This is a genomic window from Bradyrhizobium valentinum, from assembly GCF_001440405.1.
Classification (GTDB): Bacteria; Pseudomonadota; Alphaproteobacteria; order Rhizobiales; family Xanthobacteraceae; genus Bradyrhizobium; species Bradyrhizobium valentinum.
The window spans coordinates 5,642-29,915 of record NZ_LLXX01000066.1 but is presented as its reverse complement, the minus strand read 5'-3'; the positions used below and the strand labels follow the sequence as shown (position 1 = coordinate 29,915).

Below are 24,274 nucleotides of genomic sequence, written 5' to 3'. Positions count from 1 at the left end.
CTTGTAGACGCGCCTGTGACCATGGCTACGGGTGAACAATCGGGATTTAAACCGGCGCTAACCCTGTCCCCTGCGGTCGTCTCTTGGCTCAACGAGATCGCTGCTGCCCGCAAGCCTCTGCAAAGCCGTCTCCGCGATAAGCCGCTATCCGTACGGATGGAGCGGCTTGTCTGGGAGCCGGAGCCGCGTGCCGTATCGATGCTCGACTGCGTTTGGGCCATCGGACATGAAACAATCATCTTATCGTTGGCCCGTCCGGTTGTAGAAGGGCTGATCGCGACGGTGCAAAGTGAGCTTGGCCTACCTGCCGAGCCCACTCGTTCGCTCCTCGTCGAATTTGCACTCGATCCGTTGCTCGATCAACTAGAGGGTCTGACACAACAGAAGTTGCAGCTGATCTGTTTGAGCGAAGCAACGGCTCGGGGTCCTTATCTGGAGCTCGAAATCACCTACCGCCCATTCAAGGGAAAAGCGCGCCTGCTCCTGTTCTCACCTCTCGATGGTTCAGTTCCACCCGCGTTTCGGGCGTTAGGCGGACTGCTCAGGCAGCTGCCGCGAGAGGCACGCCAGCTTCCCCCAGAATTGCCTGTCATCGTTAAGGGAGAGATCGGTTCGCTCCGTGCGACGGTTGCGCTGCTAGGGAAAGCAAATGCTGGAGACGCTCTATTGCCGGACGTAATACCCTTGGCCCGTGGCCAAGCCATCCTCAACGCGGGAACCTTATGGGCTCCGGCACATGTTGCAGAGGATCGCTTGATCGTCCGAGGGGCATTCCGCCTCCAACCACATCCCCTGGAGGGTGCACATATGATGACTCAATCCGAAAAACCCCGGCCGCCCTCTGAAAGTGATCTCGACAACATCGAGATTACTCTTGTTTTCGAATGCGGCCGCTGGACTGTCGCACTCGGAGCCTTGAGGGATATCAGCGAGGGACATGTGTTCGAACTTGGCCGGCCGCTCGACGGACCGGTTGATATCCTTGCTAACGGCCGCCGCATAGGCCGCGGGGACATCGTAAGCATCGGCGGGGAGCTTGGCGTCAGGTTGCGGGGCAGGTTGGCCGTCAATGACTGACATTCAACCGGGAATTCTTGGACTCCTTGCGCTCACAGCCGGCCTTGGCCTGCTGGCGTTCCTAGTCGTAACAAGCACAGCGTTCATAAAGGTGTCCGTCGTGCTCTTCCTCGTTCGCAACGCGCTCGGGACTCAATCTATCCCACCGAACCTCGTTCTATATGGCGCGGCGCTGATCCTGACAGTTTTCATTAGCGCGCCAGTGATTGAACAGACCTATAATCGCCTTTCTGCGCCACAACTCCGCTACCAAACGGTCGATGATTGGCTGAGCGCCGCAAAGGAGGCGCAGGAGCTGCTGCGCGGGCATCTGAAGAAGTTCACCGCTGCCGAGCAGCGCCGCTTCTTCTTGGCTTCAACCGAACAGGTCTGGCCCGAGGACATGCGCGGCAACGTGAGCGCCGATGACCTGGTCATTCTGGTGCCATCTTTCCTAATTTCAGAACTCAAGCGTGGCTTCGAAATTGGGTTTCTTCTCTATCTGCCCTTTATCACCATCGATCTGATTGTAACGACCATCTTGATGGCCATGGGTATGTCGATGGTTTCGCCAACGGTGATATCCGTGCCTTTTAAGTTGTTTCTATTCGTCTCAATCGACGGCTGGTCGCGGCTCATGCACGGGCTGGTGCTCAGCTACACAACGCCGGGAGGCTGAGCATGGATGAGGCAAGCATTCTCACTCATATGAGCCGGTCACTTGTGCTCTTTATGATCTGGGTTCTGCCACCGCTTATCGCGGCGGTCGTTGTCGGCTTGGTCGTCGGCATCATCCAGGCGGCAACACAGCTTCAGGATCAAACTTTGCCACTGACTGTGAAGCTTCTGGTCGTTGTCGCGGTGATCGCTTTGTTCTCTCCAGTGCTCAGCGCCGCGCTGATCAAGGAAGCAGAGCAGGTATTTATCGACTTTCCCGCACTCACAGCAAGTATTAGCCGACGTTAGATGAACGTCCCCTCATTCACCGAGACGCAAACTCTGATCCAGGAGGCGATCGAACTCGTGCTCGCAGCCGGGCTCGCGGCAGCCCGCGCCCTTGGCATTATGTTGGTCCTTCCCGTGTTTACCCTGCCGCGCATTAGGGGGCTGATCCGCGGCTGCGTGACCTTTGCGATGGGACTGCCATGCCTGTTGCAGATCAGGCACGGCTTGCAGTCGCTGGATGAGGGCTCACGACTGATCAGTGTCACGCTGCTCGGTTTGAAGGAGGTGTTCGTCGGCCTGCTCATCGGCTTTTTGCTCAGTATTCCGTTATGGAGCATCCAGGCAGTGGGTGAGATCATCGATACCCAAAGGGGGATTACGAACCCTGTTGCTTCCGATGATCCAGCCACGCGTGGCCAGGCTTCGGCGACGGCGGTTTTACTCGGTACCACTGCGATTTCGATTTTCGTTCTAGCCGGGGGATTGGAGAATATGATTAGGGGCCTTTATGGCAGCTATTTGATCTGGCCCGTGTATCGGCTGATGCCTAGCTTGACCGTGCAAGGCGCGATGGTATTTCTGGGGCTTCTCGGTCACATCATGTATACGGCGCTACTGGTCTCTGGCCCCGTGTTGGCATTCCTGCTGCTACTCGATGTATCGGTCATGATACTCGGGCGGTTTGCGCCGCAACTCAAACTGAACGATGTCTCTCCCACCATGAAGAATCTGGCGTATGGGATAATCATGGTAAGTTACGCCACCTTCCTCGTCGAATATATGGGATCGGAAATCAGTCAGTCCAACACCGTGCTCGAGTTGTTCAAGAACCTCCTTAAATGAGTGGCTCGAGCGAAGAGAAGAAGCTCCCTCCCACTCCCAAGAAGCTAAAAGATGCGCGCAAGAAAGGGCAGAGTCCGCGCAGCGCCGATTTGGTCAGCGCAGTCAGTGTTTGCGCCGGTTTCGGCTGCCTCTGGTTAAGAGCCGGCCTCATTGAGACCAAGTGGTATGAAACGGTACGGCTAATCGACAAACTGCAGGGGCAGCCGTTCACAAGCGCGGTCCAGCAGGCGCTGGGCGGCTTGATCGAACTGTTTCTTGCGGCCGTTGGTCCATTCCTCGGGGCCGGTGTTGCCGCTGGTATTCTAGCGGGGGTCCTTGCCAATGGTGGATTAAACGTCTCTTTCGAGCCCTTAAAGCCGAAATTCGAGAAATTGGATCCCATGAAGGGGCTCAAGCGGATTGCGTCTAAGCGGTCGCTCATTGAACTCTCGAAATCGCTTCTTAAGGTGTGCGTTCTCGGCGCAAGCTTGCTACTCACGGTTATCGCAAGTTGGAAGGCGCTGGTATACTTGCCAACCTGCGGTAGGGGGTGTCTCAACTTCGTGTTCACTGAGATCAAATTGCTGACCGAAATTGCTGCCGGTGCTTTTCTGATCGCCGGATTGGCCGATCTTCTTATCCAGCGCTGGTTGTTTTTACAGGACATGCGCATGACGGAGACCGAGGCCAAACGCGAGTCCAAAGAACAGCAGGGCAATCCGCAGGTCAAACGAGAACACCGTCGCCTTCGTCAGGAGACGGCGAACGAGCCTCCGCTTGGCGTCCATCGCGCCACATTGATAGTGACAGGACAAGCGATCTTGATTGGGCTTCGCTACATTCGTGGCGAGACCGGCGTGCCGATCGTGGTTTGCCGTGGTGAGGGCGAACTTGCCTCACGACTGCTTGTTGAGGCGCAGTCGCTGCGCCTCAGCATTGTCCAGGATCCAGTCCTGGCGCGGCAGCTCATCCGGAATGCCAGGCTGGGCAACGTCGTCCCTGGGAAGTACTTTGAAGGGGTTGCGAGAGCACTCTATTCCGCCGGGCTGGTCTAGACATTGCTTATGGCAGCAATGATTGCGCCATCCGGCGCGCTATCGAGGCGACTGTATATCCCTCGTCGCCGTTGACCCGGCTTCTGGCGAGGACCTGTTGCCAATTCCATCTTCCAAGTCGCTCTTGTTGCGTCGCCCCATGGACCCATATGTGGCAACAGGAATGGCGGCACGATCACCTTTTGTTGCCATGACAGCTCTATTGTCCAGCAGGTCGCTCGGATCGTTGACCATGACGCCCAGATTGTTGCGGATTGAGCAGCCTAGCGTCTGGTCGAACGAATTATCGTTAACCGAAGGACCAATGATCGAAAGGGACGGACATACGGGAGGACGTGCTTCATAGACAATGGCCTCGATTCGCACCGCGAAGCCGACAGGCCGGTCGATGCGAGGGCCGAACAGGCGGACGTTGTAAGGCGCGACGCCCATTGCGCGGGCCTCGCTGGCTACCTGCGCGGCGAGCCGGGGCGAGCCGGTGATATCGAGATGGAGCGCATCAAACCGACCGCGACTGGCGCCGGCAATGAAATCCCTCAGTCGATACCGCTCGAGGCCACGAAGGCTCTGCAGCACCAAGACACTGTTCTGCTGCTGCACCATGCTTGGTTGTTCAGCCGGCCCCGTGTTGATCAGAGCAGTGCTTGTGCAGCCGCCTAGGCTCGCCATCAGAACGAACAGATAGGGCAGGGCTCGTAAAGTCATTCGACGATCCTCATTCGATAATAAAGCCGGCGCCGCCTGTCGCGCCTGGTACACTGGTGCGCGGAGCGTCGCGGCCTCGCGGCGGGCTTGCCAACGTGTTCGTCAAGGCGCGCCCCATATCTGAGGGCGGTCCGATGCGGTCGGCGGGGGCGCTCATCCGGTTCGGGTTCGATGCTGGCCGCACGATGTAAGGCGTGACAATAATAACGAGCTCCGTCTCCTGCTTTTGAAAGGACGAAGAGCGAAACAGTGCACCGAGAATGGGCAGGTCGCCTAACCAAGGAAAAGTACTGATATCCGTGCTGAAGTTACGCCTGATTAGCCCGCCTATTGCGAAGCTTTGTCCGCTCCCAAGCTCGATAACGGTCTCCGCACGCCTCGTAGAGAGGGCAGGCACGGCCATACCGTTCACTTTGACCTCACCTACTTTCGAAATCTCGCTGACCTCAGGTTTCACGCGGACATTGATTTGATTGTTGTTAAGAACAGTCGGGACGAAGTCGAGGCTCACTCCAAAGTGACGAAATTGGATCGAAACCTGTCGGTTGTCCTGCATGACCGGAATTGGAAATTCGCCGCCCGCCAGGAAGCTCGCGGACTCACCGGACATTGCGGTGAGATTCGGTTCAGCCAGTACGGAAGCGAGGTGCTCGCTGGCGAGCGCGTCGAGAACAGCGCCGACGTTGATACTACCGGCGCTGAAGCCGATACCTGCCTTGCCGCCGCCGCTAGCCGTGCCGGAACCAGCACCTTTGCCGCTGCTAAAGAAAAAAGTGCCATTCTGACCCAAAGCGGAGAGGTTGATGCCGAGCTCCTTCATGGCGCTGCGTGAGACCTCCGCTACGCGAACGCTCAGATTGACCTGTAACGATCCGGCGACCTGAATTTTATTGAAGACCAGCGCACCCGGACCGAGAAACTGCTCTGTGACCCTCACGGCAGTGGCGACGACATCGGCATTGGGAGCCGTACCGTTAAGGATCGCGCCGCGGGGGGTATAGCTGACTTGGATCGGATAGTCGCCGACCTGGGCCTTCAGCATGGCACGCAGATCCTCGATCGGTTGCGTGACGACAACACGCAACTCGGCGAGAGCTTCCCCATTGTCGTTCAAAGCGAACAGGCTGGTCCGTCCGGACTTCTTGCCAAAGACGAAGATGGTCGTGTTCGATGGCGCTTGATAATCCGCGATCGTCGGGTCGGCAACAAATATGCTCGCCGCCGGCCCGGGCAGATGAATTGTCTTGCCGAGCGAGGAGGAAAGGTCCAGCGTCCCATTGATGCTGCTAGGAGCCGCGCGCGGCGGCCCCCCTCTAGCGTCCCGCGTCGTCTGAGCTGCGGCAGTTAGTGGCGATAGCAAAGCGACCGCGCACAGGAGGTGGGAAAGAGAAGGACAAACGGCAGACCACAGGGCGCTAGCGACGATCGAGCGTCGATCGCTGCCACCCTCATTATCAAGAGCGATCTTCAAGGTAGTCTTTGCTTTCAAGTTCGATCGACTACGCGGCCGATGCCGCGCTGTTCAATTCAAGGATATAGCCGACGCCGCGTGCGGTCGTGATCCGTAGCGTCGCACCAGACTGATTCAAATGACCGCGCAAGCGATAGATTGCGACTTCAAGTGCATTAGCAGAGACCTCGTTGTCAAACGCATAGAGGCTATCCTCCAGCGACGCGCGTGGCACGGCGCGGCCTGCGCGGCTGAGCAGATGCTCAAGAATGCACACTTCGCGGCGTGCAATCTTTAGCGGCCGACCACCAACTGAAACTTGCCGGGCGATCGGATCGAATTTTAGATTACCAAACACAACGACGGGGGCTGTCATTTGCGTTGATCGCCTCAGAATGGCTCGCATCCGAGCGATGAGTTCATCAGTAGACACGGGCTTGGGCAGAAAATCGTCTGCACCACCATTGAAAATGGCGATCCGCCTACCGAGATCATTGCGGCTGCTCATAACCATGGCAGGCATCAAATGTCCGTCGCGTCTCAACCGCTTCAGCCAGTCCAGGCCGTTTCCATCCGGTAGGGCCAACTCGAGCAGGAGAATGTCGTACTTGGCGTAGTCGAGAGCGGTCGCCGCCTCATCCAGCGTGCCCGCCACATCAACGGCGAAACCGCAATCCGAGAGCGCTCCTTGCACAGCGCGCGCAAGGTCCGCATCATGATCAACCAGTAGCGTTCGCATTTCATTGCCTCTTCATGCCAAAACTACCAAGCAGATCACCGTCGACCATGAAGTCGGGCGAAATTGAGCTCTCCAGCTTCAACGTAAACGTCGGGAGACGGTCCCGACTAAGAAGAGCAATGTTGCCAACGGCCAACAACGCTCCGCCCATTGCCTGCCGATTAGCAATTTCGGCCGTTTGCTGTGGATCGCATGCGTCCTTGACAGTCAACGTGGTCTTGATGTCGGGAACTAGGCCAGAATCAGTCAGAGCATTGAGCGCTGTGGCAGGACCCTCGTGCATCTTCGCGCCAATCTCGGCAGTGCTTCCGGTCATCGGCTCGGCGAGCGCATTGCCAGCACGCGCAATCGAAACCAAAGCACAAGAGAGAATGGCTGCATTGGCATCCGAACTGATACGAGACATTTGGAAGCTCACCATGTTGCCCTGACTCTGCGGTGAGCGTTGCTATGCCATCGACCTGTGAGGTCGTTTGGTCATAGCAAATGCAACCTTGAACGCGTGAAGACAGATCGCAGCCCCCGCAGCGGGCCGATGCTCTAGATGCCGCTAACGTGGGACGAAACAACCAATGCGCCGCGGGCTATGAAAAGATTGTCTCGGTGGGCGGTGACGTGCATCGGGAGCGCGAGAAAACCCCGCAGCGGCGTTATCAGGCATGTGGTTCGGGTGGTTCCGCCGCCTGCATTCCACCTCTCGGGACGAACGGCGGCGGATACCGAACTTGGACTCAACTTCATTTCCCCTCCGACAACGGGAACGCGACGACAGCGAGTACTTCTCTTGAGCTCCTCGTGCTGTTGCAGCCTCAACTTGGCCGGCGCGGGTACCCCGTCCGGCGCGTAGGCTACGTTGCCAACAGGCTTTCGAGTGGACTGATCGAGGAGCGTGACGGGGTCGAGCGGTGTGGCCCTACGGGTTGGAGACATTCGCAATTCTTGTTACCTGTCAGGAAGTGTTGCGCGCGACGCATTGTCGCGACTGGTGTCAGAAACCCTACAATCTGACGCTACGTGCGATTCAAGTCCCTTCGAGAGCTCGTTGCATGAATATTCTAAAAATCGCAGGCAGCCACCATGGGAAATTGGATAAAAATCACCGCGACGCATCAAAACAGCAAAGCATCTTACGGGAACCAGAGGGCCTTCGCTGGCGCCGAGACTCATCATTCGTGGTCATCTGGACGGAAAATCGATGCCTGTCATGCGGGTTTGAGACATTTCGCGCTTTTTGCTATCTGTCAGGAAGTATTGTCGCGACCTGTGTCGGAAATACTACAATCTTAGGCTGCATACGATTCAAGTCCTCCGAGAGCTCGTTGCGTGAAGATAAGCGGCCAAGCCCCCTGACGCTCGATTCATACTCTCGTCCTACGTTTGCCGTCTTATATCCGGTGACGTCGTTCGTGCACCGACGAAAATTGATAAGCCCGTTCGCATGGGTGAGAGTTGCATCACTTCACCCGAGATAAGCAAGGGGCGCGACGTTTCCTGACAGCTCACCACCATGTGTCCGAGCTATGGGCTCAATCGGTGCCCGGCATAGTTCTTCATGGCTCGCATTTCCCAAAGCGCGTCGGTTACGCGCTTGACGGTGCGCTCGTCATCGGTGGCAATTGTCGAGGATCGTGGTTCCGCCCCTAGGCCCGTTCGAGCTGATTCAGGATCCGGGCTGATTAGGAAGCTGCGGATGCCAGAGCCAGCCATGAAGGCAGGCCGCCTCTCAAGAAGAGCGGCCAAGGTGCTGCGAGCTCATCAAAGTCATCACAATGAGTTTCTGGCGAGGGTGGTTGCGAACGATGGGCGCCACAACGAGGTAGAGTGACACGGGTTTAGGTCCATCGACGCGGGTACAACCACGGCGCAGCCTGCGCATCGCAGTCGCGCGCGTCCCAGCCCAGAGATCGGCGGGTCAGAGCGAAAGGCCGCGTTTGTGCCCAAGGCTCCAGTCAACGCTGCCGGGACGGGCTATGCCGCTCACGTAGTTGCTCAATTCGCGCTCGAGCGAAGGGGCAGGGCACGAGCTGAAACCGAGAATGATGCCATCATGGCAAAGCGCCCCGAGGCGATCGACAATCTTCGGCGATAGATCCCCCGCAATCTACCCACCTGCATCAGGGGGCAATACGCAAGGCCCATTTCCTCGGCGAGACGGCTTCCGGTGTCGAGCTCACGGCGGCGCGGGCGCTCAATCAGGTTGAGGCCAAGCCGGACCTTGTCGCCGTGGCGGTGGGCAAGTCAAAGGTCTGCCAGCACATCGATCAGCCGCTCGAGTGCCGGCGGACCTCGGCAGTAAGTAAGTTGAATTTCGCGATCGCCATTTCCTTTTATCCAAACGCTCGTATTGCGCAGCGCATTTCCCGTGGGTGCCCCTGGTGCGAGCAAGCCAATGCCGCTGGGTGTGCGGTAAAACTTCCCCCCATGCGCCGCCCCGCTGACCCCGAGATTGCAGCCCAAGCGCGTTCTTCAACCAGCTTCAGGATAAACACGAACGCGTGCGCCGCCGTCCGTTTCCAGCAACTCGGCCCTGTAAGGCACGCCGCGGATGTTGATATACGTCGGGCGCCCGGCTTCCGGCATGAGGTGCTCCCCCTCTAGTGCACGGACAAGGTAAGGCGGAAGCCAGCGTTCGCGGTGCTGCCATCCCCCGCGGATAAGAAACCCAAGATCAGCTATGGGCTGCCGCGATGGCCCAGCTTCATTCATCGGCCTCGCGCGAGGATGATGGATGAGACGAACGTCCCTGTGCTCTCCCGGCCCAAACGTGGCCGAGTAATGCTCACCGTTGATCGCGAACTGGCTTGGGCCGAACTGGTTCGGCATGAGATTGATGTTACTCAGTACATCGATCAGGACGTCCGAGGCCGGTTGGGAGCCGTGGTGCCAGCCCTCGCCGACGATAGATCCGAAATCCAGCCGCTCCTGAGGGGCCCCTGATGGCCCAACGAACGACGGCGGTCTGGCGAGGTCAGGCGCCGGCACAGAGTGAGCGTCGTCACGCAATTCATACGGTGTGGGCGGATTCAAATTAACCAGCGGCTCAAGACCGCCGTAGACGTCTGACGAGGGACGCCTCGCAGATGATAGTGACGCGGGTTCTTGCATCTGCTCTCTAAACCAATCCCAAGCGCCCGCGCTCGGGGTGGCTGGCGTTGCCGGAAGCTCCTGAAGCGAGCGCGGTTGCGGGCCGCGGTGCGGTGTGAACGAGGATGACGCGGGTTCTTGCATCTGCTCCCTAAACCAGTCCCAAGCTCCCGCGCTCGGGGTGGCTGGCGTTGCCGGAAGCTCCTGAAGCGAGCTCGGCTGCGGGCCATGGTGCGGTGTGAATGTGGACGACGCGGGTTCTTGCATCTGATTCCTAAACCAATCCCAAGCTCCCTCGCTCGGGGTAGCTGGCGTTGCGGGAAGCTCCTGCGGCGACCCGGGCTGCCGAGCGCCTTCCCCGGCGAGCGGACGCGCGCTCTCAGGAGGAGGTAGCCCCAGCGCTCTGTTCGCCTCGCGGACTTGCTGGTAGCGCCGAAGCCTGAGCAAATCGGCGTTAATTTTGGTGTCCGCGGTTTGGTTCCTATACTCCTCAACATCTTGGGCCAGCCCATTGTCATTCAGTCGGCCAGCCATGGCCCCTTTTTCGCGCGTTTGCAGCCAATCACTCAACCTGGAAAGGCGGCGAGCCTGTCTATCGACAGTCTCCGGCTCAATCCTGCGTGTCGCCTTTTCCGCCGCGGCCCACATGTCGATGAGGGTTGCGTCTGCCGGATAAGGAGCCAAGCGCCGGATATCGGCTGACAAGGCCTTTCCGGCGCCGACGTCCCGGAGCTTTTTCAATGCCGCTTTGATGCGCCCGCTGCGATCCTTCGCATAGGTTTCCACATCGTCATCCAACCCAGCTTCGAGCTCAGGGTTGCCAATTCGATCCGCGATTGATGGCCTCCCGTTCTGGCTAAGTCGGCCGCTCAAATGGCGCAGATCGGCTATCGCATTTTTGATGGTGCCGTCGCCCAGTACTTTGCCGGTGCCGTCGTCCCGGGTGACCTTGGCTTTGCTTTTGAAGTCCTCAAACAGCTCCTCGTCCTCCTCAGGGACCCCGCGTGTTCGGCCGGGCTGCTTGGCGTAATCCACGCGAAACTTCGTTGAAAAGACCTCTTGCTGAGCCGTGGCGCCGGACGGCTTTTCGCTGCGACTCGTCCCAAACGCCTTTCCGACACCTGACTTGATACGCGACCACAGTCCGCGATCCTTGCTGTTCTTCGTCTGAATCGCGGGCCGCTCCTCAGATGGCAAAGTGTAGCGCGCACTGCTGAACATATCATCCCGCAAATTGGACTGCGGCGGTACTTGGGCCGAATCTCGAAAGTGAGCTCGGGGGATGTCTACGCTGTGGCGCGTGCTGCTGAACGAGGTGTCCCTCAGCCGGGAGTGTGGCGGCATCCGCACCGAACCGCCGAAGTCAGTGCGCCGGATTCCTCCATCGCCCTTTGCGGGACTCTCATCAGGCGAACTAGACGTTGCGGAGCTCTCATCAGACGAGTTGAGTTGTAACTCGTTCATCTGCTGCTCAAAGCTAGCTTGCTCCCTCGTGTTGCCCGATTGCTGCCCCGCGCGCGACTGTTGATAGTACGCTTGTGCGAACCCTTCCACATCAAAATCAAACAGGTTAAAATTGTTATTCGTTCGCTCCATGGCACCTCACATCCCACAGCAAGCTCGTATCTGGCGCACGGTAGGGTGATCGAGTGAAAGCGGTGGAGCCTTCGGCCGAGATTCCGACTGTCGAAGCCTGAAGACAACTGACAATCAACAATCTTTTGCCGCGACCGAGACCGCCGCCACGCCCCTCCGATTCCGAGATCAAGCAATCGGGTGTTCATTTCCTGATGACGTCGCCGTCTAGATATCGAGGTTCTCATGCTAGGAGAGTTACCTGATGAGAAGCTGACGAGTCTCAGAAGGTCACAATGAGCTAATGGCGACCGCGTTGATTTCTCCAGAACTCTGTCGCGTACTCGCCACGTGATTTTTGGACCAAGCCACGCACGATGCCGTCCCGACACGTAGCGGGCAAACAGCCTTGCCAAGCGCTCGGACATTACGTCTGAAAGCAAGACGATCAGACTTGAGGAATTCTTGTATCGCGGGAATTCTCCACCTGTGGAGCCCGACTCAAGACGACGGCTGTGGCATCGCCATCAATTCGAGATCGCGGAGCATGATGTAGTTCCGCCGGCTCCACTGATGCAACTCGGTGGAGGTATCCTTCTCTTTGCGCAGATATCCGGTGAACGAAAAGCTCAGTCGATCGATGTAGGTCTTTAGAAATACCGGTAGCGCTGAAAAGTGGAGTACGCGCGCGCCATCCATGGCTTCAGGTAACTCGCCGCGCAGCATGAATTCATTGTGGACGGTGATTAGCGCCCACGGGGGAATCCGCCACCGCAGCATCTCATAGCTGCGCGAGGAGGCGCGGTCGGTGCCGGCGACGAATAGGATGACGGGGGCGACACGGCGGCGGAGCGCCTCCTTGATGAAGCCGATCTCCTCGCACATCTTGAAGAATTCATCAAAGGCATGGAAGCCCAGGTCGATTACCTTGGCCACCCGGTCGTGCAGGATAAGCCGGTCCATCAGCTGCATCTTGCCGTAGGTGTCGATCACATCCGCCGTCTCAGTAATGTTAGGGAGGTAATCGACCAGTGACGGCTCCTTCAGGTTGATGTCGAACGAGAGCGCAGTACCGTTCTTTAGCAGCAAGAACTCGCTCATGAGGCGAGAGGCGAGGGTCTTGCCGACCTGCGGGCTAGGAGAGTAGATGATGTAAATGGGCGTGGCTAACATTGCTAGTAATATCAAGCGAATTTCGTACGTGGTGCAGACGTTCAATCGCCGAACGAGCGACTATTTTTCGCCGCCGCGGATCACTGACTTGGCGCCGGCCAAGTCGGTCAAGTTAATGCGATCATATTCGCGCCAGATATTCGCGAGCCAGTGCCGAACATAGCCGCGCAGCACGAAGGAGTGGTTCGCGGCATCGTCGTGCCGACCCTTGTTGGCTACGAAGTTGACGAACGGGACGGAAGCAACTTCGACCTGCTCATAGGCCATCTCGTTGAGCTTAGGGATCGTCAGCTCGGTCGCGTTCTTGATACGGTGGAAATAGGAGTTGTAGCTCGACTCGTCCCACTGGAAGAATTGAGTGTCGTTGATGAAGTTCTTGACCAGAAAATACGTTGCACCAGTCATGAAACTGGCGGTCTCGGCGATCTCGTCCAGGGAAGCGATGGATGATCCCAAGATTTGGAATACGGCAAAGGTGATCTGGCCGGACCGCGCGGCATCCAAAAAGCCGATGTCGCGCAAGGATGCCAGCGCCGGAGACAGCAAGCCTGCGCGGGCGTCGATCACCGTGACGGATAACCCTGAGTTAAGTGTGTCGAAGATCTTCATCTGATCCGCAGTCGTGCTCATGTCGACGATCTTGGTTATCTCGGGGTGGAAGCGCTTCAACGTTCCTCGCGGCGACTCAGTATCGAATGCGCGTGTCTGCACGTTATTGGTATTGAAATAGTCCAGAAGCGTTCGGGATACGGTCGTCTTGCCAACCCCACCCTTGTCCGCACCCACCACAATCACAACTGGCTTTGTCATGGAATCCCCTTAAAGCAGTCGCTACCGCCGACCGCGACGTGTGCAATCAGCAAATCTCTGCTTTGGATGCGAAGATGGCAGAAACAAGGGATAGTGGAATCTTTGACGCGTCACCAAGGCGATTGGTGGGGATTTCTTGATGCGAGGCCATATGCTTAACCATCCTGCCCACGAACGCCTGATCGAGCTCGGCTTGAGCGGCATGGCCAAGGCCTTCGAGGAGCAGCGACGATCGCCTGATCTCGAAGCCTTGCCGTTCGAAGATCGCATCGGCCTGCTGGTCGACCGGGAAGCCGCGGAACGCGACACCAGACGGCTCACCACGCGGCTCAAGCTGGCCTCGCTCCGCCAGAATGCCTGTGTGGAGGACGTCGACTTGCGCACGCCGCGGGGTATCGACCGGACCGTCTTCGCCAAGCTCGTCAGCGGCGACTGGATCGATCGCCACGAGAAGTTGCTCATGCTGGTTAGCCTGTGCGCTCTGCCGCGGCAATCGCTCGGTTCTCTATCATCGCGTCCCAAGATTGTTCGAAGCGTTGGCGCTCGCGCGGGGCGATGGACGTTATGCCCGCTTGCTCAAAACCATTGGCCGCGCCCAGCTTCTGATTTTGGACGATTGGGGATTGTCGGTGCTCACCGCCGCCGAGCGGCGCGATCTACTGGAAGTCCTCGAGGACCGCCATGGCCGCGCCTCCACCATCGTAACCAGCCAACTCCCTGTGGACACATGGCACGAAGTTATCGGCGAGCCGATGACTTCATGATGCCTCCTTCTTCGAACGCTTGGTGCGTCGTACCCGGTTGCGAAGCTGAGCAATTTGTTTGCCTGAGAGCTCGATCTGCCATGGCTCGCCCTTCGCCAACTGATGACCTGCCAGCAATCCGCGCGCGAGATAATCGAACACCGTCTGTGGGGTTACTCCAAGCTCAGCCGCTGCGCCCTGAATCGAGAAGCTCCCGTCGGGCCAGCGCATTGGGTTCTTGTCCATGCCGTTGATTTTGACGGTGGGAATGCCCCAGCGGGTGCGTAACACCCAGACGTTCTCGCCTTTGAAGGCGCAGCCTCGGGCCGCGATGAAGCCTTCCTGATTGAGTATCGCCGCGATCTCGCCATCCATTTTGTGTTCAGCATTCAACTCGGCGATCCGTCGCCGCAACCGATCAATGTCGATGTAATCGCGGTAGGTGTGAACGCGCCGTTGTACGTGATGCTCGCTGGTTGCGCCGGTCTGCCAGACGATCTTGAGCCACACTTGACCTCGGGTCCGCTTCTGATCAAGGACGACTTCGCGGATGACAAATCGCAGAATGCGCTTGCGATCGGCTGCCGACGTGGTGGCCGTATGCCAAATCCGCGGCAGGTTCTCGCCGAGCGCTTGTAGCCCAGCGCGTTCCGCCGGGCCAATCAGAAGCGGCTCTTGTACGCGCCAGCGCGCATGCTGCTGCTCGACCGCCTCGACGACACGCAGCTTCTCTTCCCAAGCCCGCTCAAGTGAGCGCGCCACAAGACGGTTCTCGGGTTCTACGGCGTCATACTGACGCCGAGCGCGCTCGGCCTCGTAGCGGGCGCGCTCCACGCGAAGCGCCCACTGGCGCTCGAGCTGACGGCTCTCCTGCTCCAGTTGGCCCGCCGCCGCGAGTGCGATCTCAATCTGATCCGGCACCCCGCAACCTAATTTGGTTGATCGCCAACGCTTAAGGCAGTTCGCATTGGTTTGTGCGTCCGGGAGAAACGCCTTCGTCAGCTAGTCGTCAGCCAAGCGGTCTATGTGTACCTGCCGCGCCTAACCGGCCTGAACCCAATGCGAAAAATAGGAGTGCGAACAGTCATGTATGGTCGAATTGGTGGGTCCTCCGATAACCCCTACACGCGTGGCGCCAGCGGGCAAACGGATCCAGGAAGCCAAAGCTTCGCTGACACGTTTGCCCGGGTGCGCTTAGACGGATCGACTTCCAGCGGAAGCTCATCTTCAGCGGGAACACCGGCGTATTTCCTCCATGATAGACCTCCAGTGGTGGAGATAGACAGGCCTTCTTTCAGGAGGGAGGCGAGGCAGTTTCATGGCGATGAAATCATGCACATTGCCGAGAATCCACAAGAGTATTCGGATTTCGTATCCTCGAGGGCCATACGCACCGCGGACGTTGCTCAGCAATACGCCGTGAGGCGAGATTCGGAGGACGCGCGATATTTCAGCTACCAATTAGGAAACCAGAGCGCCGGACTGCTGAGAACGGAAGGCGGGTTCAGCATGACTGAGTTCGAATCCGAAAATTGGCGGCACCAGTTTCCTGGCCGGGCTGAGATCACCTCGACCGTGGATTTTCAGGTGGCTCATCCACTTGTCGAGAACGCAGGCGATATTCTGCTTGAGCATCAACTCCGGATAGATGGCGAACGACCGTTGCTGAATTGGCGTCCGGCTAATCCGGAAGCACAAGCCCGTGCAGCGATGATGGGGTTCGTTCAAGTGGATGATGGGAGCATGGTACTAGACCCTTCGCAGCATCCCGAAAAGTGGACGAAGAACAGTGCCGGTGAATGGCAGCGTGCGGACAAGCCTCCACTCTATCTCTGCAAAACCGAGAAGAACGAGAGCAGTGATACCGAGAGCGCATCAAGTCCCCCCAGATACTCGTACGAGGATGACTTCATGTGACCAGACTCTTGTTGGATGTAGCCGTAATGGTCGCGGCCGCATCCGACTACAGGTGTCCTATGGTCGTGCGCAGTGAACGGGAGGGCTCGTCGCAAACGGCGGCGCGCGCAATGAGCGCTATCCATTCGGCGAAGGAGCGTGGGTGGAGGAGCTACCGCCTGCGCGCAGGCTCTTGTTTAACAACTTCGTAGGTCGATCGGGTATTCTGATGCCGGACCCGCTGGACGCCTTGTGGCCATCTTTCCCACGGCCATAAGCTAATCGAGACGCGCAAGCTGAACAAGGTTGCCGCACGGCCACAGCGACAGGAAAGCCGATCAGATCGCGTGACACCTCCTTGCCGGAGAAAGTCGACAGCTTACCGCGGGTGATCGGCTCGAAATACGCGATGAATATCAGCACCAGCACCGCGGCCTGGGGCAGCGGACGTACTCTCTCTGCTTGGCCTGTCGCAGGGCGGATGATATCGGCAACGCCCTTGGGGCCGGTTCTGCCGGCCGGCGGCAACCGAGGCCAGGTCATGCGGTCGGCCGTGCGGCTCCTCGCGGATGCCGGCGATGATCAGCGATGTTGCGGCCTTTCGACGACACGCACCAGCGTCTCCCCGGCTACTGGTGTGCTCACGGCAGAAATCACGCTTCGATGCGGCTCATCCATTCGCGCCAGCGCAGCCGGCATTTATTCAAACTCGGTGTCCAGAGCGCCGGCTGCTTGCTTTCCTTTCGGCGCGTCGGCGGATCACCATCGCTACAGCCCGTATAGCCGGAAAGGAGGTCCGCCTCTCGCGCACCGCTTTAAATTTGAAAAACGCAAGAACAGAACGATGGCATCCCGGTAGTTGCGTATCGTATGTCGACTGGTACCGCGAAGGGTCGGTAGATACTCCCGGAAGAACCGCTCGATGCCCTTGGCGAGTTCGTTGGGCCTTTGGGATCTCATGCGGCACCTCCGGTGATGAGGTGGCCGAAATGCGTCTCGAGCCGATGGCTGGCTGCAGCAGCGAGTTGCGGAATCCAGCGTAGGTAAGCCGTCGTTGCTAACGCGCGTGCTCTTGCGGAGACCCTTACAGCGGGCGGCCTGCGTCTCGTCACAGGCGGGGCTGACTGCCACCTGCTGCTAGTACCTCTGCACAGAGGTTTTGACTCTTTGGCTTGAGGCTGATTTGGCGTCAAGTTTTGGATAGGCGCGCCCCATTTTGGCGCGTGCTTTATCGGTTGTGAACATCCATTTGATGCGAGCGCGGGCGGCATTGCGCTGCTTCTCCCATGCAGCTGTCTCGGCGGCGAGTTTTGCGTGGCTTTTGATTCTCCGATCGAGGCATTGCTTGGCCAAGATCTCGATCTCCACCATGTTCAGCCAACTGGCGTGCTTAGGAACGTAGTGGAACTCCAGTCGGCGCAGCATCCGTCGTGCTTCACAAGCCGGGAGGCTCTGATAGAGCGCGCCAGCTGAATGGGTGGATAGGTTGTCGAGCACGACGCGGATGCGCTCCGCCTTGGGGTAATGGACATCGGTCAGTTCGCGCATGCAGGCGGCGAAGTCCTTGGCGGCACGCCGTTCGGTGACCTTCACCTTGCGCCACGAGCGGTGCACATCAAGGAAGACGAACAGGTTCGCCGTCCCGTTGCGCCGGTACTCGCAGTCATAGCGCTCGATCTGTCCGGACCTCGCCGGGATCGGCTGGCGCACCTCGCCGATGAGCTGGATCGGGCTCTCGTCGAAGCAGATGACGGGACGTTTGGGATCGGGCGCTTCCGCATAGAGGTCGAGCACGTCCTCCATACGGGCGACATATTCGCCGTCGACCTGCGGAATGCACCACATGTCCTTGCGCCAGGGCTTGAGGTCGTTTTCGGCCAAGCGCCGGCGCACGGTCTCGCGCGAGACGCGCTCGTGTGCGGTGAGCCGGACCAGTTCACCAGCCAACAGTTCCAGGGTCCAGCGGGCGCGACCCGCGGGCGGGCTCGAACAGGCGGTCGCCACGAGCAGCGGCTCCTCTTTGCCCGAGAGCTTGCGGCTCGCTCCGGGACGCGGCTCTTCGCTGAGTGCCGCCGCAAGATTGCCGAGCACAAAGCGGCGCTTGGTCCGGTAGACAGTCGAGCCGCCAACGCCGACGCTCCTCGCGATCGCCTCGTCGCTTGTCGCCCGCTTCAGCTTGCGTGCCGCATGTTTGCCGCCGCTTAGAAGTGCCGCCAGTTCGGAACGCTCGGCTTGGTCAAGCTCGACCCGGTAGCGTACATTCATCTGTGCCTCCTCATGGTTCGAGGCACGGACGAACAGCTGAATCGGATGGCCGGCGTGAGTCGCCCTGCAAAAACTTTCACGCCCAAGCAGGGCCAGTACCTGGCGTATATCCACCTCTATACACGCCTGCACCGCCGCCCGCCGGCCGAAGCCGACATGCAGCAGTATTTTCGCGTCAGCCCGCCTTCAGTCCATCAGATGGTGCTGACGCTCGAACGAGAAGGCTTTATCAAAAGGCAACCAAGAGCACCCCGCAGCATCGAATTGCTCGTCGATCCCAAGCTCCTGCCAGAGCTACTTTGACCCCATGTCCAACCTGTCAAAATCACCGTGCCGAGGTACTGTAAGCGGTGTTCCACGTCAGGTTTGTGAACATGCGAACGAGCCGTTCTCGGAAAAAGCCGACTGCGGCGATGATCACCGCGACCACCATCAGCAGTACATCGCCGTATATAGATGAGCATCAAACAGCTTGAATCTCACGTAGCGTCAGGTTGTAGGCTTGGAAGAACGATGACCAAGGCTACCACGCAGGCGTCTATGGCTCATTTGAGGCATCAATTCGAGCGGCATGCCTTGCGAGGTCGACCTTCTCGCTTGCGGATGATGACCGATCATTCAGGTACATCTTGTGCCAGGATGGGAAGCGCTCTCGCCGGTTATTGGAATGACACTGAAAGCGGGCAAAGTCGCATGTGGCCTGGGGAGTGTCGGATGATACGAATGCTGAATGCTTGGTGATGTAAGTTGCAATTGCGCAGGTCGCGCACCGCCCGCGCTCCGATCAAGCTACCAGAAGCTCGCGAAGAGACGCGCTCCCGCTGCATAGGCAGTCGTGTCCGGCCGGGGTGCCGGCGTGGACCAGGCAACGTTCCTGTAAAAGGCCGCCGCAGATACTAACTGAGATTCGTGCCATGCTTCGAAGAAGACATCCGCGCCAGGATATCGTGGGGGTACGCCACGACATGCAACGCGGTGAGCCAGCAGGCCTGAGGTCAGGCAGGTATCGAAGCGTGCGAGCGCATAGCTGCATGTATGTCGCGGCTTGATAACGCTCTGATTAAGGAAGTCGGGCTCAGAGCCCTTTCGTTCTTCGCATCATCATTCGGTCGACACTTCAACGATGGCCGAATGCCGTAATGCAACGATCAGAATAGCCGAATGTTCGGGCGATGAAAGCGGAGCGCTTCAGGAGTTGAACAGCCAAAGTCTAGCATCGCTGGTGAACGGTTTCAGCAAGTGGCCGGAAGAGGCGGCCTCTCGCCAAGCCACGATCGCAATCGCGGGTGACGTCCTTCGCCCCGGCGACCAGCTCTCCCACTTTGATCAGCAGGACTGGCCGGCCGCTTACGGGTCACCTTCGGCTCCCTCTATAAGCGCGGATACCCAGAGCGCGACGATGACCGCGCTCCTCAACATGCGAACGCCGTCAGGTCGGAATCTCACTCGGCGATCGCGCCCTATGACATCGTCGTCGGATCCGACGTGCAGGCTCGCTCAGAGCGCGTTTGAGGACTCGCCGCCAACAAACTTGGAGATGGCAACCGGCAAGCATCGGTGATGCGGCAGCCTGTTTGGCCAACGCCAGCACCATTGGATGCCCCCGCCGCAAATTGCCAGATACCAGGTCATGCTGCGATGCCGAGCGCCCTGGCCGTGAAGTCGCCAGAGGGAAGATGATCCCCGAGTAGGCATTCGAGTTAGGCACGAGACCCAGGGTCGTCGTTTAACGCACGTGTTGTCGTGGTCAGCCGTGTCCGGTTGAAGACGTAATTTCCCTGCCCGACACTACGCAGCTAGTAGCCCGCCCGGCGTGACGCGAAGCACATGGTGTTTCTTCAAGCAGCCTCGCACAAAAGGTCTTGTGGCACGCCGATTGCTGGGAGACGGTGAAGAATCCGTCACGACAATGGCGGTATCGCAGGCACCGGCCCGGGAGCTTAGATGTGACTTGCTCAGTTGATCCAAATCAATGCCATAACTGCTGCACTGTTGAGTGCTGTACCGCCGATTGAAGCCACATCCGTCGTGGTACGCTGTCATTCGGCCAGCAGCGGCATTGGTCCTATCGCGTCTGATCGTCGGCAGAGAGGACATCCAGATCGCGCCTCGGTCGCGGCGAGCTGGGAGAGCCTGCCCTTCAGTGGCTTCGGAAATGGTCGCGAATGAGGCGCTGTGCACTACCTTCGTGGAGGAGGCGGCGAGCCGTTCCAGCAGATCGGGCGGCTAGAGTTAAGACAGAGAGCTCGATCGGCGCGCAAGAGCTTTGAACCGAGAGAACGAAGTACATTTGCTGGCCGCGGCGCAGAACCACCCTGCGACACTGGGCTGGGCACCACGTTTGAAGCGGCTCGGTGACCATCGTGCCCCAGGAGAAAAAGGATGAAGCTTGGACTGTTTTATGAACACCAGTTGCCGCGTCCTTGGGAGGACGGCAGCGAGCGAAAATTGTTCAGTGATGCGCTGGAGCAGATCGAACTGGCCGATCGGCTCCGATTCGATCACATGTGGGCGGTTGAGCATCATTTCCTCGAGGAGTACTCCCACTCATCCGCACCCGAGGTCTTTCTGGGTGCCGTCTCCCAGCGTACAAAGACTATTCGCATTGGTCACGGCATTTGCCTGTCCTCCCCGAATTACAACCATCCGGCGCGGGTGGCGGAGCGCCTGGCGACGCTCGATCTGATCTCTGGTGGGCGCGCCGAGTGGGGGACCGGAGAATCCGCGTCGCTGATCGAGATGCATGGCTTTGGGATCGAGCCCGAGCAGAAAAATGCCATGTGGCGGGAAGGGGTCGAGCAGACCGCCAATATGATGACGATGCGGCCGTATCCCGGGTACGACGGGCAATTCTTCTCAATGCCGACCCGTAACATCGTGCCAAAGCCGGTCCAGAAGCCGCACCCACCGATCTGGATGGCGTGTTCCCGGCGCGACAGTATTTTGCGTGCCGCGCGTCACGGGGTAGGGGCGCTGGTTTTTGGATTTGTGGAGGCGTCGCAAGCGAAAGTTTGGCGCGACGAGTATTATCAGATCATCAAGTCCAATGAGTGCGTGCCCATTGGGCATTCGGTAAACGCCAATATCGCCACTCTCAACGGTATGATGGTTCATGAGAACGCCGAAGAAGCTATGCACCGAGGACTCGATGGTTTCAAGTTCTTCGGTTATTCGATCGCGCATTATGCGGTATATGGCGAACACCGTCCTGGGCGCACGAATTTGTGGCGGCGCTTCCAAGCGATCAAGGACGAGATGAAGGAGACGCCAGGCTCAGGCAGCATCGGACAGCCCAGGAGTGTTCGCGAGCATCTCATGGGATATGCTGATGTCGGTATCGACCAGATGATCTTTATCCAGCAGTGCGGCATAAATAAGCACGAGCATGTCTGTGAGGCACTTGAGCTGTTCGCCAAAGAGGTCATGCCTGCTCTGAAAGAACGGGAAGACGAGCGCGTCCGACGTAAAGAAGAGGAGCTGGCTCCCTACGTAGAGGCGGCACTTGCCCGCAAGCCCTCGATGCCCGAGCTGAGCGAGTCGGACATCCCCAATGTCGAGGCGATTGGCATCGTCCTCGAGCGTTGTACAGGTAAGGACTACGCCTCGGCGGGTGGCACCTTCGCGGACCCGACCCGCGGAGGCGCCATTCCGATGGCTTCACGCGAGTCCTTCGCCAAGTCGGCCAAGGTCGACTGACAGCGAAGGCCACGATGGGATCTGGCCGAGTTCATGGGCGGGTGGCGTCAGTGGCCGGTAACGGCCGAGGAAATCGGCCACGCATCGCTCACAGTCCGAAGAAGCTTGTGTGCTGGCCCGCGCCAATCTTACAAGTGATTTCTCTCCGAAGCTGGGAACACGGGGTCGAACCCAAAGCTATGCGTCTGAGTTTTCTGGGTGACTACGTTGATCGGGGAAGATGCCGAATGCTTCACCCCCTGAATCCAAATTGCCCCTTTAGCTAATGGATGGCCCCGATCCATACGCGAAATCATGGGGTACTACTCAGTTATCCGAACTGGGCTGAGAATTGAAACCTATAAGCATCTGCGCACTCGATGAAGATATCCCAAGCCTTCAAGTTTGAAGCGGCTCACCGGCTCCCGAACGTGCCGCCCACACATAGGTGCAGCCGCGTGCACGGCCATTCCTATAGGGTGGAGGTGCAACTCGATGGACCGGTGGATCCTGTCACCGGATTCGTCGTAGACTTTTCTGACCTAGTGGAGCCCTTTATCGGTATCATCAATGCACTTGATCATCGATGCCTAAACGAAGTCGAGGGATTGGAGAATCCTACGGCAGAGAACATTGCCGTTTTGATCTGGGAAAGATTGAAGCACAAGCTTCATCAAATATCATCCGTTCGAGTCTACGGAACTTCCGATTGTTGGACTGAATATGATGGACGATGACAAGAAAAGCAGCTTGTTTTGCCTGCTTCTCGTCGTCGAATCTGCAATCCTTCGAGCCTTAAAGCCTGAAAAAAGCATGCATCTCAAACTCATTCTGCCGAATGATCGAGTCCCCCTCAAGCGCTTGGGAGATTCGTCACGGGCCCGATTGCTCATGGGTCCCGGATCACGCTCGCTTGTCCCGCACGCGGAGGACTACTCTGCCGCGGCCTGTGGCCTCTCGTTGAGATATGCCCGGTACGCCAACGCAATGCCCTCTTCCAGCGACGTGCGGGCTCGCCAGCCGAGCGCGGCGAGGTGGCGGACATCGAGCAGCTTGCGCGGCGTTCCGGCGGGGCGCGAGGGGTCATAGCTGATTGTGCCGGTATAGCCGACGACGCGCGCGACATGCTGCGCGAACTCCGCAATCGAGATGTCCTCGCCGCGGCCGATATTGACTAATGCGCGATCGGAATAGACCTTCATCAGGTGGACGCAGGCGTCTGCCATCTCGTCGACATAGAGGAACTCGCGGCGCGGCGTGCCGGTGCCCCAGACCACCACATTGCCGGTGCCGGACAGTTTGGCCTCGTGGAAGCGGCGGATCAGGGCGGCGACCACGTGACTATATTCGGGGTGATAATTGTCGCCGGGGCCGTAGAGGTTGGTGGGCATCACACTGATGAAGTCGGCGCCATACTGGCTTCGATAGCCCTCCACCATCTTGATCCCGGCGATCTTCGCAATCGCGTACGGCTCGTTCGTCGGCTCCAATGGCCCGGTCAGCATGTACTCCTCGCGCAACGGCTGGGTGGCGAGTTTTGGATAGATGCAGGAGGAGCCGAGAAACATCAGCTTCTGAACCCCATTCAGGTAAGCCGCGTGGATCACATTGGCCGCAATGGCGAGATTGTCGTATAGGAACTCGGCGCGCAGCGTGTTGTTGGCGACGATGCCGCCAACCTTGGCCGCCGCAAGAAATACCGCCTGCGGGGTCTTTTTTGCAAACCAGTCGAACACCTCCGCCTGGTCGCGCAGGTCGAGCTCGCTGTGGTCCGCGGTGAGTAGCGTGACATCCTCCTGCGCGAGCCGGCGCATGAGCGCCGAGCCCACCATGCCGCGGTGGCCGGCCACGAAAACCGTTTTGCCCTTCAGCTCAAACGGCGTCCTTACCATTGGCGACCTCCCGCCACGCGATCGCAAGATCGCTCTCCACCATTTCCTCGACCAGCTGCGCAAAGCTGCGCTTCGGCTTCCAGCCAAGCTTTTGTCGCGCCTTGCTGGCGTCGCCGATCAGGATGTCGACCTCGGTGGGGCGGAAGTAGTCGGGATCGATCCGGACCACGGTCTTGCCGAACTTGGCGTCGACGCCGGTTTCCTCGACGCCCTTGCCGCGCCATTCGATGCGGCGGCCGACTTCGGCAAACGCCAGCTCGACGAATGCGCGCACCGAACGGGTTTCGCCGGTCGCCAGCACGAAAGCGTCGGGGGCATCCGCCTGCAATATCCTGTGCATGCCCTCGACATAATCCCGCGCATGCCCCCAGTCGCGCTTGGCCTCGAGG

The 24,274-nt window shown here is 58.7% G+C and carries 21 protein-coding genes and 2 pseudogenes; 11 read left to right on the top strand and 12 right to left on the bottom strand.

Going from position 1 to position 24,274, the window contains the following annotated elements; genetic code table 11:
* Positions 1-21 precede the first annotated feature (21 nt).
* The 5 genes from sctQ to CP49_RS10815 are packed head-to-tail and all read left to right on the top strand — an operon-like array spanning position 22 to position 3,878.
* Positions 22-1,077 carry a type III secretion system cytoplasmic ring protein SctQ gene (sctQ, locus tag CP49_RS10835; RefSeq protein WP_057850251.1) on the top strand — a complete coding sequence of 352 codons (1,056 nt, stop codon included), beginning with the start codon at positions 22-24 and terminating at the stop codon, positions 1,075-1,077.
* Positions 1,070-1,735, top strand: coding sequence for a type III secretion system export apparatus subunit SctR (sctR, locus tag CP49_RS10830; protein WP_057850250.1), 666 nt, complete (start codon positions 1,070-1,072; stop codon positions 1,733-1,735). Before sctQ ends, sctR begins: the two co-directional genes overlap by 8 nt.
* 2 nt (positions 1,736-1,737) lie before the next feature.
* A complete protein-coding gene (locus CP49_RS10825) occupies positions 1,738-2,022 on the top strand; it encodes an EscS/YscS/HrcS family type III secretion system export apparatus protein (RefSeq protein ID WP_057850249.1) in 285 nt (94 codons plus the stop codon).
* Positions 2,023-2,844, top strand: a complete 822-nt coding sequence (gene sctT, locus CP49_RS10820; RefSeq protein ID WP_057850248.1) for a type III secretion system export apparatus subunit SctT — start codon at positions 2,023-2,025, stop codon at positions 2,842-2,844.
* Positions 2,841-3,878 carry an EscU/YscU/HrcU family type III secretion system export apparatus switch protein gene (locus CP49_RS10815; RefSeq protein ID WP_057850247.1) on the top strand — a complete coding sequence of 346 codons (1,038 nt, stop codon included), beginning with the start codon at positions 2,841-2,843 and terminating at the stop codon, positions 3,876-3,878. The genes sctT and CP49_RS10815 overlap by 4 nt, the downstream gene beginning before the upstream one ends.
* A 39-nt stretch (positions 3,879-3,917) precedes the next feature.
* Here CP49_RS10815 and CP49_RS10810 read toward each other — a convergent pair whose 3' ends face one another.
* The 8 genes from CP49_RS10810 to CP49_RS10780 all read right to left on the bottom strand — a co-directional run bounded on the left by CP49_RS10810 (position 3,918) and on the right by CP49_RS10780 (position 13,414).
* On the bottom strand, positions 3,918-4,583 hold the full coding sequence (locus CP49_RS10810; protein WP_057850246.1) for a CpaD family pilus assembly lipoprotein: 666 nt from the start codon (positions 4,581-4,583) through the stop codon (positions 3,918-3,920).
* Between the two features lie 10 nt (positions 4,584-4,593).
* Positions 4,594-6,009 (bottom strand): type II and III secretion system protein family protein, encoded by a 1,416-nt coding sequence (locus CP49_RS10805; RefSeq protein WP_245310647.1) that lies wholly within the window; start codon positions 6,007-6,009, stop codon positions 4,594-4,596.
* Positions 6,010-6,082: 73 nt separating this feature from the next.
* Positions 6,083-6,772 carry a response regulator gene (locus CP49_RS10800; protein ID WP_057850245.1) on the bottom strand — a complete coding sequence of 230 codons (690 nt, stop codon included), beginning with the start codon at positions 6,770-6,772 and terminating at the stop codon, positions 6,083-6,085.
* Between the two features lies 1 nt (position 6,773).
* Entirely contained in the window at positions 6,774-7,178 is a 405-nt protein-coding gene (locus tag CP49_RS10795; RefSeq protein WP_156438271.1) for a type 1 periplasmic-binding domain-containing protein, read from the bottom strand.
* Between the two features lie 1,583 nt (positions 7,179-8,761).
* On the bottom strand, positions 8,762-8,965 hold the full coding sequence (locus tag CP49_RS49200; RefSeq protein ID WP_420807601.1) for a DUF3363 domain-containing protein: 204 nt from the start codon (positions 8,963-8,965) through the stop codon (positions 8,762-8,764).
* A 273-nt stretch (positions 8,966-9,238) separates the two neighbouring features.
* Entirely contained in the window at positions 9,239-11,452 is a 2,214-nt protein-coding gene (locus CP49_RS45885; protein WP_245310643.1) for a hypothetical protein, read from the bottom strand.
* Positions 11,453-11,932: 480 nt separating this feature from the next.
* Positions 11,933-12,604 carry a hypothetical protein gene (locus CP49_RS10785; protein WP_057850243.1) on the bottom strand — a complete coding sequence of 224 codons (672 nt, stop codon included), beginning with the start codon at positions 12,602-12,604 and terminating at the stop codon, positions 11,933-11,935.
* Positions 12,605-12,664: 60 nt separating this feature from the next.
* On the bottom strand, positions 12,665-13,414 hold the full coding sequence (locus CP49_RS10780) for a P-loop NTPase family protein (protein WP_057850242.1): 750 nt from the start codon (positions 13,412-13,414) through the stop codon (positions 12,665-12,667).
* Positions 13,415-13,565: 151 nt separating this feature from the next.
* On the opposite strand from CP49_RS10780, the pseudogene CP49_RS10775 reads away from it, so the two are divergent.
* Positions 13,566-14,166: pseudogene (locus tag CP49_RS10775) on the top strand (ATP-binding protein); the annotation flags it as partial.
* A 6-nt stretch (positions 14,167-14,172) separates the two neighbouring features.
* On the opposite strand, the gene CP49_RS10770 reads toward CP49_RS10775, so the two are convergent.
* A complete protein-coding gene (locus CP49_RS10770; protein ID WP_057850241.1) occupies positions 14,173-15,078 on the bottom strand; it encodes a hypothetical protein in 906 nt (301 codons plus the stop codon).
* 588 nt (positions 15,079-15,666) lie between these two features.
* Between CP49_RS10770 and CP49_RS48595 the strand changes: the two genes are divergently transcribed.
* A complete protein-coding gene (locus tag CP49_RS48595) occupies positions 15,667-16,074 on the top strand; it encodes a hypothetical protein (RefSeq protein WP_276326583.1) in 408 nt (135 codons plus the stop codon).
* Positions 16,075-17,103: 1,029 nt separating this feature from the next.
* A pseudogene (locus tag CP49_RS45880) lies at positions 17,104-17,208 on the top strand (hypothetical protein); the annotation flags it as partial.
* On the opposite strand, the gene CP49_RS10760 reads toward CP49_RS45880, so the two are convergent.
* On the bottom strand, positions 17,191-18,318 hold the full coding sequence (locus CP49_RS10760; RefSeq protein WP_057850239.1) for an IS630 family transposase: 1,128 nt from the start codon (positions 18,316-18,318) through the stop codon (positions 17,191-17,193). The pseudogene CP49_RS45880 and the gene CP49_RS10760 sit on opposite strands and share 18 nt — an antisense overlap.
* A 12-nt stretch (positions 18,319-18,330) precedes the next feature.
* Here CP49_RS10760 and CP49_RS10755 point away from each other — a divergent pair, with 12 nt between their 5' ends.
* The 3 genes from CP49_RS10755 (at position 18,331) to queD (ending at position 22,730) form a co-directional block, all read left to right on the top strand.
* A complete protein-coding gene (locus tag CP49_RS10755) occupies positions 18,331-18,621 on the top strand; it encodes a LexA family protein (protein ID WP_338060342.1) in 291 nt (96 codons plus the stop codon).
* Between the two features lie 2,079 nt (positions 18,622-20,700).
* Positions 20,701-22,014, top strand: coding sequence for an LLM class flavin-dependent oxidoreductase (locus CP49_RS10745; RefSeq protein WP_063791667.1), 1,314 nt, complete (start codon positions 20,701-20,703; stop codon positions 22,012-22,014).
* Positions 22,015-22,373: 359 nt separating this feature from the next.
* A complete protein-coding gene (queD, locus tag CP49_RS42535) occupies positions 22,374-22,730 on the top strand; it encodes a 6-carboxytetrahydropterin synthase QueD (protein WP_082645956.1) in 357 nt (118 codons plus the stop codon).
* A gap of 195 nt (positions 22,731-22,925) precedes the next feature.
* On the opposite strand, the gene CP49_RS10740 is transcribed toward queD, so the two are convergent.
* Positions 22,926-23,885: a GDP-L-fucose synthase family protein gene (locus tag CP49_RS10740; protein ID WP_082645960.1), complete on the bottom strand. Its 960-nt coding sequence runs from the start codon at positions 23,883-23,885 to the stop codon at positions 22,926-22,928.
* A partial coding sequence (locus CP49_RS47130) for a GDP-mannose 4,6-dehydratase (protein ID WP_245310642.1) occupies positions 23,866-24,274 on the bottom strand: 409 nt, incomplete at its 5' end. The genes CP49_RS10740 and CP49_RS47130, both read right to left, overlap by 20 nt.